15 protein-coding genes are annotated in these 18,340 nt (G+C 71.4%); 10 read left to right on the top strand and 5 right to left on the bottom strand.

Annotation, left to right across the window (positions count from 1 at the left end):
• Positions 1–71: 71 nt before the first annotated feature.
• Complete coding sequence (locus tag ABZW17_RS35670; RefSeq protein ID WP_354823945.1) at positions 72–1,808, bottom strand: DEAD/DEAH box helicase; 1,737 nt, start codon at positions 1,806–1,808, stop codon at positions 72–74.
• Between the two features lie 212 nt (positions 1,809–2,020).
• Between ABZW17_RS35670 and ABZW17_RS35665 the strand changes: the two genes are divergently transcribed.
• Positions 2,021–3,172, top strand: coding sequence for a YihY/virulence factor BrkB family protein (locus ABZW17_RS35665; RefSeq protein WP_354823943.1), 1,152 nt, complete (start codon positions 2,021–2,023; stop codon positions 3,170–3,172).
• An 85-nt stretch (positions 3,173–3,257) separates the two neighbouring features.
• Entirely contained in the window at positions 3,258–6,389 is a 3,132-nt protein-coding gene (locus ABZW17_RS35660; RefSeq protein ID WP_354823941.1) for an efflux RND transporter permease subunit, read from the top strand.
• Between the two features lie 131 nt (positions 6,390–6,520).
• Here the strand turns inward: ABZW17_RS35660 and ABZW17_RS35655 are convergent, their stop codons facing one another.
• Positions 6,521–7,357: a hypothetical protein gene (locus tag ABZW17_RS35655; RefSeq protein ID WP_354823939.1), complete on the bottom strand. Its 837-nt coding sequence runs from the start codon at positions 7,355–7,357 to the stop codon at positions 6,521–6,523.
• Between the two features lie 167 nt (positions 7,358–7,524).
• Positions 7,525–7,767, bottom strand: coding sequence for a DUF3039 domain-containing protein (locus tag ABZW17_RS35650; protein WP_004561020.1), 243 nt, complete (start codon positions 7,765–7,767; stop codon positions 7,525–7,527).
• A gap of 67 nt (positions 7,768–7,834) precedes the next feature.
• Here ABZW17_RS35650 and ABZW17_RS35645 point away from each other — a divergent pair, with 67 nt between their 5' ends.
• The 4 genes from ABZW17_RS35645 to ABZW17_RS35630 are packed head-to-tail and all read left to right on the top strand — an operon-like array spanning position 7,835 to position 11,027.
• Positions 7,835–8,623, top strand: coding sequence for a sporulation protein (locus ABZW17_RS35645; RefSeq protein ID WP_354823937.1), 789 nt, complete (start codon positions 7,835–7,837; stop codon positions 8,621–8,623).
• Positions 8,624–8,625: 2 nt separating this feature from the next.
• A complete protein-coding gene (locus tag ABZW17_RS35640) occupies positions 8,626–9,243 on the top strand; it encodes a hypothetical protein (RefSeq protein WP_354823935.1) in 618 nt (205 codons plus the stop codon).
• Positions 9,244–9,252: 9 nt separating this feature from the next.
• Entirely contained in the window at positions 9,253–10,158 is a 906-nt protein-coding gene (locus tag ABZW17_RS35635; RefSeq protein WP_354823933.1) for a pseudouridine-5'-phosphate glycosidase, read from the top strand.
• Entirely contained in the window at positions 10,155–11,027 is an 873-nt protein-coding gene (locus tag ABZW17_RS35630) for a carbohydrate kinase family protein (RefSeq protein WP_354823931.1), read from the top strand. The genes ABZW17_RS35635 and ABZW17_RS35630 overlap by 4 nt, the downstream gene beginning before the upstream one ends.
• Before the next feature lie 55 nt (positions 11,028–11,082).
• On the opposite strand, the gene ABZW17_RS35625 is transcribed toward ABZW17_RS35630, so the two are convergent.
• Both ABZW17_RS35625 and ABZW17_RS35620 read right to left on the bottom strand, forming a co-directional pair.
• Positions 11,083–11,397, bottom strand: coding sequence for a DUF3099 domain-containing protein (locus tag ABZW17_RS35625; RefSeq protein WP_354823929.1), 315 nt, complete (start codon positions 11,395–11,397; stop codon positions 11,083–11,085).
• A 37-nt stretch (positions 11,398–11,434) separates the two neighbouring features.
• The gene (locus ABZW17_RS35620; RefSeq protein WP_354823927.1) at positions 11,435–12,700 is read right to left on the bottom strand and encodes an amidohydrolase; all 1,266 of its coding nucleotides are present in this window, start codon (positions 12,698–12,700) and stop codon (positions 11,435–11,437) included.
• A gap of 28 nt (positions 12,701–12,728) precedes the next feature.
• Here ABZW17_RS35620 and ABZW17_RS35615 point away from each other — a divergent pair, with 28 nt between their 5' ends.
• The 4 genes from ABZW17_RS35615 to ABZW17_RS35600 all read left to right on the top strand — a co-directional run bounded on the left by ABZW17_RS35615 (position 12,729) and on the right by ABZW17_RS35600 (position 18,313).
• Positions 12,729–14,231, top strand: a complete 1,503-nt coding sequence (locus tag ABZW17_RS35615) for a methyltransferase (protein WP_354823925.1) — start codon at positions 12,729–12,731, stop codon at positions 14,229–14,231.
• Positions 14,228–14,653 (top strand): D-aminoacyl-tRNA deacylase, encoded by a 426-nt coding sequence (gene dtd, locus ABZW17_RS35610; protein WP_354823923.1) that lies wholly within the window; start codon positions 14,228–14,230, stop codon positions 14,651–14,653. The genes ABZW17_RS35615 and dtd overlap by 4 nt, the downstream gene beginning before the upstream one ends.
• A gap of 287 nt (positions 14,654–14,940) precedes the next feature.
• On the top strand, positions 14,941–15,975 hold the full coding sequence (locus tag ABZW17_RS35605) for a sigma-70 family RNA polymerase sigma factor (RefSeq protein WP_354823921.1): 1,035 nt from the start codon (positions 14,941–14,943) through the stop codon (positions 15,973–15,975).
• A gap of 685 nt (positions 15,976–16,660) precedes the next feature.
• Positions 16,661–18,313: a fumarate hydratase gene (locus tag ABZW17_RS35600; protein WP_354823919.1), complete on the top strand. Its 1,653-nt coding sequence runs from the start codon at positions 16,661–16,663 to the stop codon at positions 18,311–18,313.
• The last annotated feature ends 27 nt before the right edge of the window (positions 18,314–18,340 follow it).

Below are 18,340 nucleotides of genomic sequence, written 5' to 3'. Positions count from 1 at the left end.
CCGCCCCGGAGACGGACGGTGATCGCCGGAACTTCAGCCTCCCGGGCGACAGCGGGCGAGGCCCGCCGCCGTCACCAGGACCGCAGCGTGACGATCCGCTCCTCGAGCTGCTCGACGGTCGCCATCGCGGTCACCGGGCCGCCGCAGACCCGGCGCAGCTCGTTGTGGATCGCCCCGTGCGGCTTCTTCGTCCGGTGGTGGTACATCCCCACCAGCGCGTTCAGCTCCTTGCGCAGGGCACCGAGCCGCTCGCTCACCGACTGCGGCCGGGCCGTCGGCGGCGGTGCCTGCTCCTTGGCCGGCTTCCGCCGCTTCTCGTCCGCGACCTGCTCTTCCTGGCGCTTGCGCAACAGCGCCCGCACCTGGTCCGGCTCCAGCAACCCAGGTAGGCCCAGGTACTCCTGCTCCTCGTCGGACCCCGAGAACACCGCCGTGCCGAACGAGTTGCCGTCGTAGATGACCTGGTCGAGCTCGGCCGAGGCGCCCAGCGAGGTGAACGCCTTCTCCTCCTCGCCCGGCTCGTCCTCGGTGCGGTTGGCCTGGGCCAGGAGTTCGTCCTCCCAGCCCTCCTTCTCGCGGTGCGGCTTGCCCAGGACGTGGTCGCGCTGGGCCTCCAGCTCGCTCGCCAGCTCCAGCAGCACCGGCACCGACGGCAGGAAGACGCTCGCCGTCTCGCCCTTCTTGCGCGCTCGCACGTACCGGCCGATCGCCTGGGCGAAGAACAGCGGGGTCGACGCGCTCGTCGCGTACACACCGACCGCCAGGCGCGGGACGTCGACGCCTTCCGAGACCATCCGGACCGCCACGATCCAGCGCTCGTTCGTCTCGGAGAACTCCTTGATCCGGCCCGATGCCTTCGGGTCGTCCGAGAGCACCAGCGTCGGCATCTCGCCGGAGATCCGCTCGAGGATCTTCGCGTACGCCCGCGCCGACTCCTGGTCCGTCGCGATCACCAGGCCGCCCGCGTCCGGCACGCTCTGGCGGACCTGCGACAACCGCGTGTCGGCCGCCTGCAGCACCGCCGGGATCCACTCGCCCGCCGGGTCGAGCGCCGTGCGCCACGCCCGGGCGTTCTGCTCCGCCGTCAGCGGCTCGCCGAGCCGCGCGGTGAACTCCTCGCCGGCGCTGGTCCGCCAGGACGCCTCACCCGAGTACGCCAGGAAGACGACCGGCCGGACCACGCCGTCGGCCAGCGCGTCCGCGTAGCCGTACGAATGGTCGGCCTTGCTGCGCTGGAAGCCGCCTGAATCCGGCTCGTAGGTGACGAACGGGATGGCCGAATCATCCGAGCGGAACGGGGTCCCGGTCAGCGACAGGCGCCGGACGGCCGGGGTGAACGCCTCGCGGATCGCGTCACCCCAGCTCTTCGCGTCGCCGCCGTGGTGGATCTCGTCGAGGATCACCAGGGTCTTGCGGTTCTCCGTGCGCACCCGGTGCAGCGTCGGGTGCGCCGCGACCTGCGCGTACGTCAGCGCGACGCCGTTGTAGTCCGACGACGTGACACCGGTGGTGTTGCGGAAGTTCGAGTCGATGGCGATGCCGGCCGCCGCGGCCGAGGCCGCCCACTGGTGCTTGAGGTGCTCGGTCGGGGTCACGATGGTGACCGCCTCGATCGTGCGGTCGCTCAGCAGTTCCGCGGCGATCCGCAGGCCGAACACCGTCTTGCCGGCGCCGGGCGTCGCCACCGCGAGGAAGTCCTTCGGCTTCTGCGTCAGGTACTTGGTGAGCGCCCGCCGCTGCCACGCCCGCAGCGGGCGCGCGGTCGAGTCCTTCTCCGCGGGAGGCGCCCCGAGCTGCGTCTCCGTCATCCCGGCCCTCCCCCTCTCATGTGCGTTGACGTGCGAAAACCCTCACTGTGGTACCGACTTCTGTGTCAGCGACTGCGGTGAGGGCACTGGAGCGAGTCTACCGGCCGGGTCCGACAGTTCCGGGCACCGGCACGGGTGATGTCCGCCGACACGCCCGGCCGCAGGGGGTGTGACGAGCCAAATCAGCACGGATGGACCATGCTGGACACGTCATGGGTGAGGTGCAGCCGTCCGCAGCGACGAAGGTGGCCCGCAAGGGGCCGTGGCGGCTCGTCACGCGCACGTTCGCCAAGGCGTGGGAGGGCAACATCTTCTCCGAGGCCGCCGAGGCGGCCTTCTGGCAGACCCTGTCGCTCCCGCCGCTGCTGCTCGGCCTCCTCGGCAGCCTGGGCTTCGTCGGCGAGTGGTTCGGGCAGGACGTCGTCTCGGCGGTGCACGACCGGATCATCGGCTTCTGCCGGACGGTGTTCAGCCAGAACGCCGTCCACGACATCATCGAGCCGACCGTCAACAGCATCCTCACCGTCGGCAAGGGCGAGATCGTCTCGGTCGGCTTCCTCATCTCGCTGTGGGCGGGTTCGTCGGCGATGTCGTCGTTCGTGGACGCGATCACCGTCGCGCACGACCAGTACGGCGTCCGCAACGACGTCTGGCAGCGGATCTTCGCGCTCCTGCTCTACCTGTGCGGCCTGGTGATCCTCGTGGTCGGGCTGCCGCTGCTGGCGATCGGCCCCGACCTGCTGCCGGAGTTCTTCCCGCTGGCCTGGCGCCCCACCGTGACGTCGTGGGTGAGCGCACTGTACTTCCCCACCCTCGGGGTGATGATCACCCTCGCGCTGACCACGTTGTACAAGCTCGCGCTGCCGCGGAAGCTGCCGTGGCACCGCGGGCTGCCGGGCGCGGTGCTCGCCATGGTCGTGTTCCTGCTGTCCTCGGTCGGCCTGCGCGTCTACCTGAACTGGATCACCAAGACCGGCTACACCTACGGCGCGCTGGCCGCGCCGATCGCCTTCCTGCTGCTGATGTTCTTCATCGGGCTGGCCGTCGTGGGCGGCGCGTACTTCAACAGTGCGATCCAGGAACTGTGGCCGGCCAAGGCGACCCGGCGGCAGCGGCGCAAGTGGCGGCGGCTGGAGATGGAACGCGCTTCCGAGCGGCTGCGCTCGGAAGACGGCCGCAAGCTGTGGGACCGCTCGACCACGCCGCTGCGGCGCCCGCGCGCCGAAGACGTCTCCCCCAACGGCAGCGAGCCCGAGCCGTCCGAAGAGGACACGCCGTCACCGAGCGCACCCGAACCGGCACCCAGCGCTGCTCAGGGTCGCGGGTCCCCCGAAGGGACGACCCGGAATCCACCCCCAGGCTGAGTCGCTCCTCAGCAACGGCGTGAAAGGCTTCGCGGGCCATTGACGGCGGCGGGGGTCGCCGCGTTCCCGAGGGGGTTTTCACGCCATGTCCGTGCTGGCCAGACTGAGCCTGCGCAACCGGAGCCTGATCGGCCTGCTCGCGCTGGTCGTCGTCGGCTTCGGTGCCTTCGCGCTGCCGCAGCTCAAGCAGCAGCTCTTCCCGTCCCTGCAGTTCCCGCAGGCGCAGATCGTCACCGCGTACCCGGGCGCCTCGCCGGACGCGGTCGACCGGCAGGTCTCCGAACCGCTCGAAGGCGGGCTCCAGGGCCTGAAGGGCCTCGAGCAGATCACGTCGACGTCGTCGGACGGCGTCTCGCGGGTCGTCGCGCAGTTCGCGTTCGGCACGGACATCGACGCCGCCGTCTCGCAGATCCAGCAGGTGGTCAACCAGGTCCGCCCGCGGCTGCCGCAGAACACCGAGCCCGCCGTGTCCGCCGGCAGCACCGACGACCTGCCGGTGGTGCTGGTCGCCGCGGGCACCACCGGGGACCCGCAGGCGCTCGCGCCCGCGCTGACCGACCAGGTCGCGCCGGAGCTGCGGAAGATCGACGGCGTCCGCACGGTCACCGTCACCGGCGTGCAGCAGCCGCGGGTCACCATCACGCTCGACTACGCGAAGCTCGCGGCGGCCGGGGTCGACCCGGCGTCGATCGCGACCACGCTGCAGACCGCGGGCGCCGCGGTGCCGGCCGGGTCGCTGACCGAAAACGGCAAGACGCTGTCGGTGCAGGTCGGCGGCGGACAGACCACTGTGGACACGCTGCGCAACCTCTACCTGACACCCGCCGCGCGGGCGGGCGCTCCGGCGCGCGGCCCGGTGAAGCTGGGTGACGTCGCCGACGTCCAGACCGGGTTCGCGCCGCCGACGTCGATCACGCGCACCAACGGCAAGCCCAGCCTCGGGCTCTCGGTCACCATGGTGGACAACGGGAACGCCGTCGCGATCTCGCAGGCGGTCCGCGACAAGCTGCCGGACCTGGCGAAGAAGACCGGCGCCGAGATGAGCGTCGTGTTCGACCAGGGCACCCCGGTGAAGGACGCGATCAGCGGCCTGACCACCGAAGGCCTGCTGGGCCTGGCGTTCGCCGTCGTCGTCATCCTGCTGTTCCTGCTGTCGGTGCGCTCGACGCTGGTGACCGCGGTGTCGATCCCGCTGTCGGTGGTGGTCGCGCTGCTGGCGCTGTGGACCGGCGACCTGTCGCTCAACCTGCTCACCCTCGGCGCGCTGACCATCGCGATCGGCCGGGTGGTCGACGACTCGATCGTCGTGCTGGAGAACATCAAACGCCATCTCGCGTACGGGGAGGAGAAGGACCGCGCGGTGCTCGACGGCGTCCGCGAGGTGGCCGGCGCGGTCACTTCGTCCACGCTGACGACGGTTGCGGTGTTCCTGCCGATCGCGTTCGTCGGCGGGTTCGTCGGCGAGCTGTTCTCGCCCTTCGCGATCACGGTGACGGTGGCGCTGCTGGCGTCGCTGCTCGTCTCGCTGACCGTGGTTCCCGTGCTGGCGTACTGGTTCCTGAAGCGGCCGGAGGTCCCGGCGGACCCGGTCGAGGCCGAGCGGGCGCGCGAAGCGGCCGTCGAGAAGGAGCGCCGCAGCCTCCTGCAGCGGGCCTACCTGCCGGTGATCCGGTTCGCGACCCGGCGGCGGCTGACCGTCGTGCTGCTGGCCCTGCTGATCTTCGCCGGCACTGTGGGACTCGCGACACGGCTGAACACGAACTTCCTCGACCAGTCCGGCGGCACCACGCTGAACATGACGCAGAAGCTGCCCGCCGGCACCAGCGTCGAGGCGAAGGAGAAGGCAGCCACGGCCGTCGAGCAGGCCCTCTCCGCCGAGCCCGCGGTGCAGACCTACCAGGTCAGCATCGGCGGCGGCGGGGCGTTCGGCTTCGGCGGCGGGACCAACACGAGCATCTCCGTCACCGTCGCCAAGGACACCGACCTCGACGCGCTGTCGGACCGGCTGCGGTCGAAGCTGACGTCACGGCCCGAACTGGGCGAGGTCAAGATCGGCGCGGACGCGTCCGGGTTCAACTCCGACCAGGTCTCGGTGACGGTGACCGCGCCGTCGGAGGCGGCGCTGAAGCCGGCGTCCGACCAGGTGGCGCAGGCGCTGCGCGGGGTGTCCGGGCTGACCGAGGTGTCGAGCGACCTGAGCGTCGGCTCGCCGCGGGTGCAGGTCGAGGTGGACGACGCCGCGGCCGCCGCGCGCGGGCTGTCGGCGAGCACCATCGGGCAGATCGCCAACCAGGCGATCGCCGGGCGCACGGTGACGCAGCTGCCGGTCGACGGGCAGCGCACGGACATCGTCCTGCGTGCCGGCACCGCGCCGGCCACAGTGGAGCAGGTTCGCGGGTTGCCGATCCCGGGCCCGGGCGGTGTCGTCCGGCTCGACGAGGTGGCAAAGGTGTCCACTGTGGACGGGCCGGCGTCGGTGCACCGCACCGGCGGCGACCTGAGCACCACGGTGACCGCGAAGAACACCGGCAACGACCTCACGAAGACCACCGCGGACATCAAGTCCAAACTGGACGGTCTGACGTTCACCGGAGGGGCGGCGTACTCGCTCGGCGGCGTGAGCCAGGACCAGCAGGAGGCGTTCTCGAACCTGTTCCTGGCGCTGCTGGCGGCCATCGCGATCGTGTTCCTGATCATGGTGGCGACGTTCCGGAGCCTGATCCAGCCGCTGATCCTGCTCGTGTCGATCCCGTTCGCGGCGACCGGCGCGATCGGGCTGCTGCTGGCCACCGGCACCGCGCTCGGCCTGCCGTCGCTGATCGGGATGCTGATGCTGGTCGGCATCGTCGTGACCAACGCGATCGTGCTGATCGACCTGATCAACCAGTACCGCGCCGAGGGGATGAGCGTCGCCGACGCGGTCACCGAAGGCGGACGCCGCCGGCTGCGGCCGATCCTGATGACCGCGGCGGCGACGATCTTCGCGCTGGTCCCGATGGCCCTGGGCATCACCGGCCAGGGCGGGTTCATCGGCCAGCCCCTGGCGATCGTGGTGATCGGCGGCCTGGTCAGCTCCACGTTGCTGACCCTGGTCCTGGTCCCGACCCTCTACACGATGGTCGAGACCCGCAAGGAACGCCGGCGCGCCCGCCGCGACGCCCGCCGAACCCCGGCCCAGGCCCCCGAATCGGAGTCCCTGAACCCGGAACTCGCGTGACCCGAGGGGCATCACCCGTGATCGAGGAGGCAGCTCGCGTGATCGGACGGGCATCGGAGTGATGCCCCGCCCATCACGCGTGATGCCCCTCTGATCACGGGTGATGCCCCGCCAGACACGGGTGAAGCCCGTTACTGGCGGAAGCGGTAGGTCCTGCTGTCCCAGAGGATGCAGATGCTCGGGGCCATGACCACCACGCGGAGGGTGTTGTCGCGCTCGTCGAAGTCGATGCCTTCGACCTCGAACGAGCCCGAGCAGCCGCTGCGGAGCGGGAGCTGGCCCAGGGACGTGACGTGGGCGGTGACGTCCGAGCCGTTCAGCACCGCGGCCAGGTCGACCTGGAGGAGCGGTTTCGTGGTGCCGAAGAGGCTGCCGTCCGGGTCGTCGGACGCGCAGAGGAGGCGGGTCGCCGTCTGGAAGTCGCAGCCCTGGACGTCGCGGACCGCGTGGTCCAGGCGGATCGCGCCGGCCAGCGGCAGGTTCTGCGCCGGGTTCGTGGCCACCACGCCGGGCATCGGGTGCACCAGGAGCCGGTCCATGGTGCCCCACTCCCCCGCCACCAGCCAGTGCGCGTCCGGCGACACCGCGGCGAAGGAGTTGTTGTTCGCCTCCCACGACTCGAGGTTGTGCTTGTAGTTCGCCCACGAGCCGTCCGGGGCCTGGACGCGGAACAGCTTCGCGCCGCGGTCGTCACGCTGGTAGGGCTCGACGTACCAGCCCTGGGCCGAGCCCGGGTCGCCGACGTGGTTCCAGCCCTGCGCGTTCAGGTCGGCCGGGATCGTGCCGATCCCGGTGTAGCGGATCGTCGTGCCCGACGGGCGGACGATGGTCGCGAGGCCCTGGCTCTCGTCGAGGGCCCGGGCGTTGTCGGAGCCGACCTCCGTCCAGCCGGTGACGGCCTGGGCCAGCGCGGGCGAGACCACGGCGAGCAGGGCGACGAGGGTGAGCACGATCCCGGTTCTGCGCATGTGCGACTCCGGTGGGTGGGGGGAACCTGGCCCGCTGGATTTACCAGGACCGCCCCACCCGGCACACCCGCCGAATGAAGGTTTTTCACGTTTGTTCGGCGACTTGTCCCGTTCCGGACAGCAGAAAGCCCCGGCGGGGGGTGCCCCGCCGGGGGTTCAGGCCCGGCTCACTTACCGGGGCGGAGACTGTCGTAGATCTCCTTGCAGGCCGGGCAGACCGGCGACCCGGGCTTCGGCGACTTCGTCACCGGGAAGACCTCGCCGCACAGCGCCACCACGTGAGTGCCCATGACCGCGCTCTCGGCGATCTTGTTCTTCTTCACGTAGTGGAACATCTTCGGCGAGTCGTCGTCGGTGGTGTCCGTGCCCTCGGGCGTGGTTTCCGGCTTCGTCAGCGTCTCGGTGCTCACCCGACCATTGTGCCCGAGTCCCGCCGGACCTCCCGCGATCGGCCCTCGGCCTGGCAGGATCCCCGGCATGTTCCAGAAGGTGCTCGCGACGTTCGGCTCGGGCGGGGCGCGGATCGACGCCCGCCTGCTCGACCGCACCGCCGCCCCCGGCCGCCCGCTCCACGGTGAGGTGCTGCTGCTCGGCGGCGAGGTCGACCAGGAGATCAACGGGCTCTCGGTGACGCTGCTGGCGCGCGTGCAGGTGCCCGGCGGCGAGAAGACCGAAGACCTCCCGTTCGGCACGCGGCACCTGGTCGGCAGCGAGGTCATCCGGGCGGGGCAGCAGATCAGGGTGCCGTTCGAGGTGCCGCTGCCCTGGGAGACGCCGGTGACCAGCGTCTACGCCAAGCCGCTGGCCGGCATGGCAGTCGGCGTCCGTGCCGAGCTCGACCTGGCCGCCGCGGTGAGCGACCCGTTCGACGCCGACGCCGTCGCGGTCGAGCCGCTGCCGGCGCAGAAGCGGATCCTCGACGCGCTGAGCCGGCTCGGCTTCACCTTCCGCGAGGCGGTCCTCGAGCCGGGCCGGGTCGACGGCGCCGCCCAGCAGCTGCCGTTCTTCCAGGAGATCCGCTTCACGCCTTCGCCGCGCTTCGCGAGCGTCTTCTCCCAGGTCGCGGTCACCTTCCTGGCTTCGGCCGAACGCACCGACGTCGTGCTGGAGGTCACCAAACGGGTCCGGGTGAGCAAGACCGGCGGGTTCGGCGGCCGCGGCCAGGACTTCCTCGGGATGTTCACCATGAAGCCGGACGTCAACTGGGAGAAGCAGCTCGAGGACTGGCTCGACCAGGTCGCCCGGCCGCGCGGGATCTTCGACTAGCCATGGAGTGGTCCGAAGCGATCACCGAGCTGGGCGGCGAGCCCGGGGCCTGGCCGCGGCTCGAAGCCCGCTACGCCGAGCCCCATCGCCGCTACCACACGCTCGCGCACGCGGCCGCCGTCGCGCGCGACTCCGCCTGGCTGGCCGAAGACCTCGGCGACGCCGAACGCGCGATCGTCGCCGTCGCGGCCTGGACGCACGACGTCGTGTACGACGCGAAGCCCGGCGAAGACGAGCGAGCCAGCGCCGCCTGGGCCCGCGCAGCCTTGGCAGGAGTCGCCGAAGCGCACGTCGAGCGCGTCGAAGGGCTGATCCTCGCCACGATCGGGCACGACGCGCCGCCGGGCGACCTCCTGGCCACCGCCCTCCTCGACGCCGACCTCGCCGTCCTCGGCGCACCCGAAGCGCAGTACGCCGACTACGCCCGCGGAGTGCGCGAGGAGTACGCGAAGTACCCCGACGACGTCTGGCGCGAAGGGCGCATCGCGGTCCTGGAACGCATGCTCGCGCGCGAGCTCTACCGCAGCGAACCCGCGCGGACACGCTGGGCGAGCGCCGCCGAGCGGAACCTCACCACCGAGCTGACCCACTGGCGCGGCGGGCGGACCGATCACCGATGATGGTCCCTCGTGACTACCGCACTCTCGCTGCACGAAGAGGTCGCCTCGGCGCTGCGTGACGGGCACCCCGTCGTCGCGCTGGAGAGCACCATCCTGTCCCACGGCCTGCCGCCGGGCCGCAACCTCGACGTCGCCCGCCGCCTCGAAGGCGTGGTCCGCGACGGCGGGGCCGTGCCGGCCACGATCGCGGTGCTCGACGGACGGGTCGTCGTCGGCCTCTCCCCCGCCGAGCTCGAGCGGGTCTGCGCGCCGGACGCCGGCCTGGACAAGCTGTCGCTGCGCGACCTCGGCCCGGCCGTCGGCCTCGGCCGCTCGGGCGCGACCACCGTGGCGAGCACGTCGGCGCTGGCCGCCGCGGCCGGGATCGGGATGTTCGCCACCGGCGGCCTCGGCGGCGTGCACGTCGGCGCCGCGCAGTCGTGGGACGTCTCGGCCGACCTCGGCGTGCTGGCGAAGGTGCCGACCGTGGTCGTCTGCTCCGGCGTGAAGTCGGTGCTCGACATCCCGGCCACCCTCGAAGTGCTGGAGACGAACTCGGTGCCCGTGCTGGGCTACCGCACGAGCGACTTCCCGGCGTTCTACCTGCGCTCGTCGGGCCACCAGGTCGGCTGGCGGGTCGACGACCCGAAGCAGGCCGCCGCCGTCATCGACGCGCACCGCGCGTACGCGGGTTCGGGCGTCCTGCTGGCGAACCCGATCCCCGAAGCGTCCGAAATGGACAAGGACCTGCACGACCGGCTGCTCGCCGAGGGTCTCGCGCTCGTCGCGGAGCAGGGTGTGCACGGCGCCGACGTCACGCCGGTCCTGCTGGAGCACTTCCACACCGCGAGCGGCGGCGTGAGCATCGACGCGAACGAAGCGCTGGTGCTGAACAACGCCAAGCTGGCCACCGAGGTCGCGGTGGCACTGGCATGAACAGGATCGTGGTGGTCGGCGACGCGGCCCTGGACGTGATCGCCCGGCACGACAAGCCGCTGCCGCACGGCGGCGACGCGCGCGCGAAGATCCGGTTCACCGGCGGCGGCTCGGGCGCCAACACGGCGCTGTGGCTGCGGCACCTCGGCGCGGAGACGACGCTGGTCGCGCGGATCGGCGACGACCCGGGCGGCCGGCTCATCCGCGCCGAGCTGGAGGCCGCGGGCGTGCGGTGCGCGTTCGCCGTCGACGCCGAGGCGCCGACCTGCTGCGTCGTCGTGATGGTCGACGGCTCCGGGCAGCGCAGCATGCTGGCCGACCGCGGAGCGAACCAGCGGTTCGCGCCCGAAGACGTCACGCCCGAAGCGCTCGAAGGGGCGAGCCACCTGCACCTGTCCGGTTACGTGCTGCTCGACCCGCCGTCGCGCGCGGCCGGGCTCGCCGCGCTGGCCGCGGCTCGCGAAGCGGGCCTGACGACGTCGGTCGACCCGCAGGCCGCCGCGCACATCACCGACCCGGCCGCCTTCCTGGCCGACGTCCGGGGCGTGGACCTGCTGATGCCGAACACCGAGGAACTGGTCGCGCTGACCGGTTCGGCGGACCCGGCGTCGGCGAAGGAGCTGCTCGGCACGGTCGGCGCGGTGGTCGTCACCGCCGGGCTCGACGGCGCTAGCTGGGTGGACGCGGACGGCGTCACCAGCGTGCCCGCGGTGGCGGCGGAGTGCCTCGACTCGACCGGCGCGGGCGACGCCTTCGACGCGGGCGTGCTCACCGGCTGGCTGGCCGGGGAGTCCACTGTGGACGTTCTGCGCCACGGGACGCGGCTGGGGGCGCTGGCCGTCGGCAAGGTGGGCCCCCAGCCCTCGTGAGTGTTAAGGCGGGTTCTAACCCGCCTTACCACTCACGAGCCGTGGTGGGTGGGGCTCAGCCGTCGATCACGCGGTGGGTGGTGCCTTCGATCGCCTTCGCCTCGTGCACGTACGTCGAGACGTTCTCGGACTTGCGGGGCGGGCGGTCGTTGGCGATCAGCACCGCCACCCACGGCAGCGGTACCGAGATCGCCAGGAACCCCAGCGCGAGCCACCAGGTGTGGTAGGTCAGGCCGGCGAGGATCAGGCACGGGATCCGGCAGGCCATCATGATCACGTACTTGCGCTTGCGCGCGGCGAACTGCTCTTCGTACGACGGGGCCGCCCCGGTGATCAGCACCGGGTCCGAGTCCTTGGCGGGCGTGGTCACTGCACCACCTCCGCCTCCATCGTCCCACTTGCGGGGTTCATCCGACACCGGGGTGACGCATCCGGCTCACCGCGGCGGCGACCAGGGTTTCGATGCCCGTGCGCAGGGTCGGGTGCAGCACCGGGGCGAACCGCGGCGAGTGGTTGGACGGGATGTCGCGCTCGAACCGGCCTTCGGTCATCGCCGTGATCACCGTCTGCGGGTCGTAGCCGCCGACCAGCCAGAACACCGAAGGCACGCCGGCCGCGCGGCCGAACTCGCTGAAGTCCTCGCTGCCGGTGACCAGCGGGGCGGGCAGGACGACGTCGGCGCCGAAGCGGGCCCGGAAGACCTCGGTGAGGGCGTCGTTGGCGGCTTCGTCGTTCTCGGTGATCGGGTACGCGCCGGACCGCTCGATGTCCGGCGGCTTCGGCGCACCGGCCGTGGCCGCCTCGCCGTTGACGATCCGCTCGACCGCGGCCAGCACCCGCTCGCGCACCGCCTGGTCGAAGGACCGGACGTTGACCTCGAGCACGGCGTCGTCGGCGATCACGTTGGCCGCGGTGCCCACGTGCAGCGAACCGACGGTGACGACGGCCGAGTCGGTGGCGGCGATCTCCCGCGACACGATCGTCTGCAGCTTGAGCACCACGGACGCGGCCAGCACGGCCGGGTCGACGGTGGTCTCCGGGCGTGAGCCGTGCCCGCCGCGGCCGTGCAGGGTGACGCGCAGCGTGTCGGTGGCGGCCATGATCACCCCCGGCCGGGTGAGCACCCAGCCGGCCGGGCCGGGCACCAGGTGCTGGCCGAACACGACGTCGGGCTTCCCGGCGATCTCGAACAGGCCGTCGCGGACCATCGCCGAGGCGCCGCCCGCGCTCTCCTCCCCCGGCTGGAACACGACCAGCAGCGTGCCGGACCAGGTTTCGCGGCCCTTCGCGAGCAGCGCGGCGGCGCCGGAGAGCCAGGTGGCGTGCATGTCGTGGCCGCAGGCGTGCATGACCGGGACGTCGTTGCCGTGTTCGTCGGTACCGCGGGCGGTGCTGGCGTAGGACAGCCCGGTCTTCTCCTCGACCGGCAGCGCGTCGATGTCGGCGCGCAGCATCACCGTGGGCCCCTCGCCGTTGCGCAGCACGCCCAGGACGCCGGTGCCGGCGATGCCGGTGTGCACCTCGTAACCGTCGTCCTCCAGCCGCCGGGCCAGCTCGGCCGCCGTCCGGGTCTCGGCGAAGGACAGCTCCGGGTGCCGGTGGAAGTCGATGTACAGCGCTTCGAGTTCGGGCAGCGCCGCGTCGAGCGGGGCGAGGACGCGTTCAAGGGTCACGGGGGCCATCGTGGCAGCATTACCCACCGTGAGCACGCGAACGGCACTGCCCGACCTGTCCGACGACGTCTGCGCGCGGCTGCGCGAGGCCTTCCGGCGCACCGCCTACGACGCCGACGGCGTGGTCGACGCCCTCGGCGGGGCGGCACACGCGGCGCTGGGCCGCGGCGAGCCGGTGCCCGCCGAGCGCGCGAGCCGCGACGCGGGCGACCTCGGCACGCTGATCCGGCTGTTCCTGCTGGGCGGCACCGAGTCCGGGACCGCGGTCAAGGCGGCCCTCGCGCCGCTCGCGGTCGAGGACGCCGTCGCCGCCGGCGTGCTGGCGGCCGTCGCCGACGGTTACCGGGCCGCGCTGGACATCCGGCCGCACGGCGACGAGGAAGGCTCGTGGTGGGTCGTGTCCGACCTCGACGCCGACCTGCTGGGCCACACCGTGCCCGAGGACCACGTGCTCGGGGTCGGGCACGCGTCGCTGTCGCTGATCCGGGCGACCAGCCGGCGTCCGGTCGGCACCCTGCTCGACCTGGGCACCGGCAACGGCGTCCAGGCGCTGCACGCGACCCGGCACGCCCGGCGCGTCACCGCGACCGACGTCTCCTCGCGGGCCCTCGCCCTGGCCGCGGCGACCTTCCGGCTGAACGAGCTGGACGTCGAACTGGTCCGCGGCGAGTGGTTCGCGCCGGTCGCGCGGCGGAAGTTCGACCAGATCGTCTGCAATCCCCCGTTCGTGGTCGGCCCGGCACGGGTCGACTACACCTACCGCGACTCCGGGCTGGCCGGCGACGACGCGAGCGCGCTGGTCGTGCGGCAGCTGCCGGGCTTCCTCACCGACGGCGGCACCGGCCACCTGCTCGCGTCCTGGCTGCACACCGGCCGCGAAGACTGGGCCGACCGGGTGAGCCGCTGGCTGCCCGCCGAGACCGACGCCTGGTTCGTGCAGCGCGACGTCGCCGATCCGGCGCTCTACGTCGGCACCTGGCTGCGGGACGCGGGCCTGGACCCGCGCTCGCCCGAGGGCCGGGCGAAGGCGGCGGCGTGGCTGGACTGGTTCGCCGCGAACGACGTCCGGGGCATCGGCTTCGGGTTCGTCACGCTGCGCCGGGCGGCCGGGCGGACGCCGGCGGTCGTGTGCGAGGACCTGCGGCAGGCCTACGACGACCCGCTGGGCCCGGAAGCGGCGGGCTGGCTGGACCGGGTGGAATGGCTGCGCGAATCGGGTGATTCATTACTCGATGTCCGTTTTGTGGTGCCGGACACGGTATTGCTCGAAAGCGTCGAAGAACCCGGCGACGAAGGCTGGGCGACGACCATCCGGCGGCTGCACCGCACCGACGGGCCGGGCTGGCAGCACGAGGTCGACGAACTGGCGACGCGGCTGCTCGCGGGCTGCCGCGGGGCGCTGCCCCTGGAGGACCTGATCGAGCTGCTGGCGGCCGCGCAGGGCCTGTCCTCGGAGGAACTGGCGGACGCCGCGCTGCCGGTCGTCCGGGAGCTCGTCCGGCACGGGATGCTCGTCCCGGCGGACCGGTGAGGGCGGTCGCGGCCCGCGTCACGCGGGCGGACGTGACGGTCGACGGCGAAGTCGCCGGCGCGATCGACGAGCCGGGTTTGCTCGTACTGCTGGGAATCCACGTCGACGACGATCCGGCGAAGGCCGCGACGATGGCGCGCAAACTGCACGAACTGCGAGTGCTGCGCGACGAGGAATCATGCGCGACGGCGAATGCACCCCTGCTCGTGGTGAGCCAGTTCACGCTCTACGGCGACACGAAGAAAGGGCGGCGGCCGTCGTGGACGCAGGCGGCCCGGCCGGAGGTCGCCGAGCCGTTGGTGGACGCCGTGGTGGCCGAGCTGCGCGGCCGCGGCGCGACGGTGGCGACCGGGCGGTTCGGGGCGATGATGGCGGTGTCGAGCGTGAACGACGGTCCGTTCACGGTTTTGGTAGAGGTCTAGACCACTGCCCGCCGGTTCGATTCCGGCCGGATTCATATGGAATTCTCAGGTTTCCCCGGCACGGAACGTTCTCAGGAAAAGCTCAGCCTTGATTGAGCAACCGGATCGCTCCGGCAGCCGTCTTGTTCTATGACGAGCCGGGAACGTTTTGGGAACCCGGAGCGTTGTGCCAGATGTCCAGCCAAGCCGGCCGGACCGGCGTACCGGGTTCCACAGGCCCCGGTCCGCGGGTACGCACCCGGTGGACGACCGCAGCAGCACGTTCAGCCCGTGACCGGGGAGGCAGAATGTCAGTCCAGACTCTCGAACGCGAGTCGCGCGGGATTCGCGAGCGCATCCCGGCTCAGACGTCCGAGGAGCCGACGACGCTGGGCGTGGGGGCGCTCACCGACGCCGACCTCGACGCCCAGAGCCCCGCCGCCGACCTCGTCCGCGTCTACCTCAACGGCATCGGCAAGACGGCCCTGCTCAGCGCGGCCGACGAGGTCGAGCTGGCCAAGCGCATCGAAGCCGGGGTGTTCGCCCAGCACATGCTGGACACGGCCGAGGACCTCACGGCGAAGCGGCGCACCGAGCTGGCCGCCCTGGTCCGGGACGGCCACGTGGCGAAGAACCACCTGCTGGAGGCCAACCTCCGCCTGGTGGTCTCGCTCGCCAAGCGCTACACCGGCCGGGGGATGCCGCTGCTCGACCTGATCCAGGAGGGGAACCTGGGTCTGATCCGCGCGGTGGAGAAGTTCGACTACTCCAAGGGGTTCAAGTTCTCGACGTACGCCACGTGGTGGATCCGCCAGGCCATCACCCGGGGGATGGCCGACCAGGGCCGCACCATCCGGCTCCCGGTCCACCTGGTGGAACAGGTGAACAAGCTGGCCCGCATCAAGCGCGACCTGCACCAGCAGCTCGGCCGCGACGCGACGCACGAGGAGCTGTCGGCCGAGTCCGGCATCCCGGCGCACAAGATCTCGGACCTGCTCGACCACTCGCGTGACCCGGTAAGCCTGGACATGCCGGTCGGCACGGAGGAGGACGCCCCGCTGGGCGACTTCATCGAGGACTCCGAGGCGACCGACGCGGAGAGCGCCGTGATCTCGGGCCTCCTGCAGGACGACCTGCGCCGCGTCCTGGCCACCCTGGACGACCGCGAGCAGCACGTGATCCGCCTGCGCTACGGCCTCGACGACGGCCAGCCGCGCACGCTCGACCAGATCGGCAAGCACTTCGGGCTGTCCCGCGAGCGCGTCCGCCAGATCGAGCGCGAGGTCATGTCGAAGCTGCGCCAGGGCGAGCGCGCGGACCGGCTGCGGGCCTACGCCAGCTGAGCAGTACGTCAAGGGGCGGGTGTCCTCGGGCACCCGCCCCTTTTCTCTGCGTACTGGAGATTTTTTCACGAAACCGGGTTTCGCCGTTCACGAAGGTGGGTAGCAACCCTCCGCCAGCACCCGTTCGGCGGCGTTGACTTATGACCTGCGTCACGACAGCCTCGAAGTGCCGGCGCAGGCCTCGCAACCGGATGTGCACGCATCCGGGCGCTTCCCCCGGGAGGTCGGGTCCGTCGGGGTGGACCCGGCCTCCCGACCAGTTTCCGCAGCAGCGCACCCGGCCAGCCAACTCACGTACTCAGACGGTCGGCTCGCGTACCCGGAAGGTCGGCTCACGCACTCAGACGGTCGGCACGCGTACCTGGAAGGTCGGCTCGCGACCCGGGGCGCGCGTTCCTGGCGCAGAAGCGGAGCGGCCGGGCAAAACCGGCACACCACCCAGCCCTCCCCCGCCACCCCGATCCGAAGCCAGAACACGGACGGCGGTGCCGGGTCAAGGCATCTTTCCCGCCTTGACGCGGTACCGCCGTCCGTAGTCACAATCGAGCTTCGGGGTGGTGGGGCCCAACGTGGTGGGTCCACGGAAGCCACGTGGGGTGGCCCACAGTGACCGGGTGCTTCTGTCGGGTGCGAGGACAGCAGCCGTAGGGTGGACCGATCCCGGAGCTGGCAAAGGAGCCTGGCAGTGCCGTCCACCACGTTTCAGCACACCGAAGTCCTCCCGCTGGGCAAGGACACCACCACGGAATACCGGCTGGTCACCGACCAGGGCGTCGAGACCGTCGAAGCCGCCGGGCGGACCTTCCTGAAGATCACCCCCGAAGCGCTCACCACCCTCGCGCGCACCGCCATCACCGACATCCAGCACCTGTTGCGCACATCACACCTGCAGCAGCTCAAGGCCATCGTCGACGATCCCGAAGCCAGCGGGAACGACCGGTTCGTCGCCATGGACCTGCTGCGCAACGCCGCCATCTCGGCCGGTGGGGTGCTCCCGATGTGCCAGGACACCGGGACCGCCATCGTCATCGGCAAGCGGGGCGAAGGCGTCCTCACCGGCGGCGACGACGAGCGGGCCCTCTCCCAGGGCATCTTCGACGCCTACCAGCAGCTGAACCTGCGGTACTCGCAGATGGCTCCGGTGAACTTCTGGGACGAGCGCAACACCGGGACAAACCTGCCCGCGCAGATCGAGCTCTACCACAAGGACGGGGACCCGACCTACGAGTTCCTCTTCATGGCCAAGGGCGGCGGCAGCGCCAACAAGACCTTCCTCTACCAGGAGACCAAGGCCGTCCTGAACCCGAAGCGGCTCGCGCGCTTCCTCGACGAGAAGCTGCGCAGCCTCGGCACCGCCGCCTGCCCGCCGTACCACCTCGCGATCGTCGTCGGCGGGATGTCGGCCGAGTTCAACCTCAAGGTCGCCAAGCTCGCCTCCGCGCGCTACCTCGACAACCTGCCGCAGGAGGGTTCCGAACTCGGGCACGCCTTCCGCGACACCGACCTCGAGCAGCAGGTGCTGGAGATGACCCGGCAGTTCGGGATCGGTGCCCAGTTCGGCGGGAAGTACTTCTGCCACGACGTGCGCGTCATCCGGTTGCCGCGGCACGGCGCCAGCTGCCCGGTCGGCATCGCCGTCTCCTGCTCGGCCGACCGGCAGGCGAAGGCCAAGATCACCGCCGACGGCGTCTTCATCGAGCAGCTCGAGCGCGATCCCGCCCGCTTCCTGCCCGACGTCACCGAGGAGGACCTCTCCGACGACGTCGTCGCCGTCGACCTCAACCGGCCGATGGCCGAGATCCGGGCGCAGCTGTCGCAGCTGCCGGTCAAGACGCGGCTTTCGCTCACCGGGCCGCTGGTCGTCGCCCGGGACATCGCGCACGCGAAGATCGCCGAGCGGCTCGACGCCGGCGAGGAAATGCCGGAGTACCTCAAGAACCACCCGGTCTACTACGCCGGCCCGGCGAAGACGCCCGAGGGCTACGTGTCCGGCTCGTTCGGGCCGACCACGGCCGGGCGGATGGACTCCTACGTCGAGCAGTTCCAGGCCGCCGGCGGCTCACTCGTCATGCTGGCCAAGGGGAACCGCTCGAAGCAGGTGACCGACGCGTGCCGGGCGCACGGCGGGTTCTACCTCGGCTCGATCGGCGGCCCGGCCGCGCGGCTCGCGCAGGACTGCATCAAGCAGGTCGACGTCCTCGAGTACGCCGAACTCGGCATGGAAGCCGTCTGGAAGATCGAGGTCGAGGACTTCCCGGCGTTCGTGGTCATCGACGACAAGGGCAACGACTTCTTCGCCAGCACCGGGGATCCGGTGCTGCAGATCAGCTTCCGTTAGCGGACAAGGGAAAGGGGGACACCGGCC

The sequence above is a fragment of the Amycolatopsis sp. NPDC004625 genome, assembly GCF_040609695.1.
Classification (GTDB): Bacteria; Actinomycetota; Actinomycetes; order Mycobacteriales; family Pseudonocardiaceae; genus Amycolatopsis.
The sequence above is the reverse complement of the archived record's forward strand: the minus strand, read 5'-3'. Positions and strand labels throughout refer to the sequence as shown.

What these genes read in the sequence shown, in the direction of transcription:
- ABZW17_RS35670 (WP_354823945.1), bottom strand. Translation starts at nt 1,808, where the DNA reads ATGACGGAGACGCAGCTCGGGGCGCCTCCCGCGGAGAAGGACTCGACC.
- ABZW17_RS35665 (WP_354823943.1), top strand. Translation starts at nt 2,021, where the DNA reads ATGGGTGAGGTGCAGCCGTCCGCAGCGACGAAGGTGGCCCGCAAGGGG.
- ABZW17_RS35660 (WP_354823941.1), top strand. Translation starts at nt 3,258, where the DNA reads ATGTCCGTGCTGGCCAGACTGAGCCTGCGCAACCGGAGCCTGATCGGC.
- ABZW17_RS35655 (WP_354823939.1), bottom strand. Translation starts at nt 7,357, where the DNA reads ATGCGCAGAACCGGGATCGTGCTCACCCTCGTCGCCCTGCTCGCCGTG.
- ABZW17_RS35645 (WP_354823937.1), top strand. Translation starts at nt 7,835, where the DNA reads ATGTTCCAGAAGGTGCTCGCGACGTTCGGCTCGGGCGGGGCGCGGATC.
- ABZW17_RS35640 (WP_354823935.1), top strand. Translation starts at nt 8,626, where the DNA reads ATGGAGTGGTCCGAAGCGATCACCGAGCTGGGCGGCGAGCCCGGGGCC.
- ABZW17_RS35630 (WP_354823931.1), top strand. Translation starts at nt 10,155, where the DNA reads ATGAACAGGATCGTGGTGGTCGGCGACGCGGCCCTGGACGTGATCGCC.
- ABZW17_RS35605 (WP_354823921.1), top strand. Translation starts at nt 14,941, where the DNA reads ATGTCAGTCCAGACTCTCGAACGCGAGTCGCGCGGGATTCGCGAGCGC.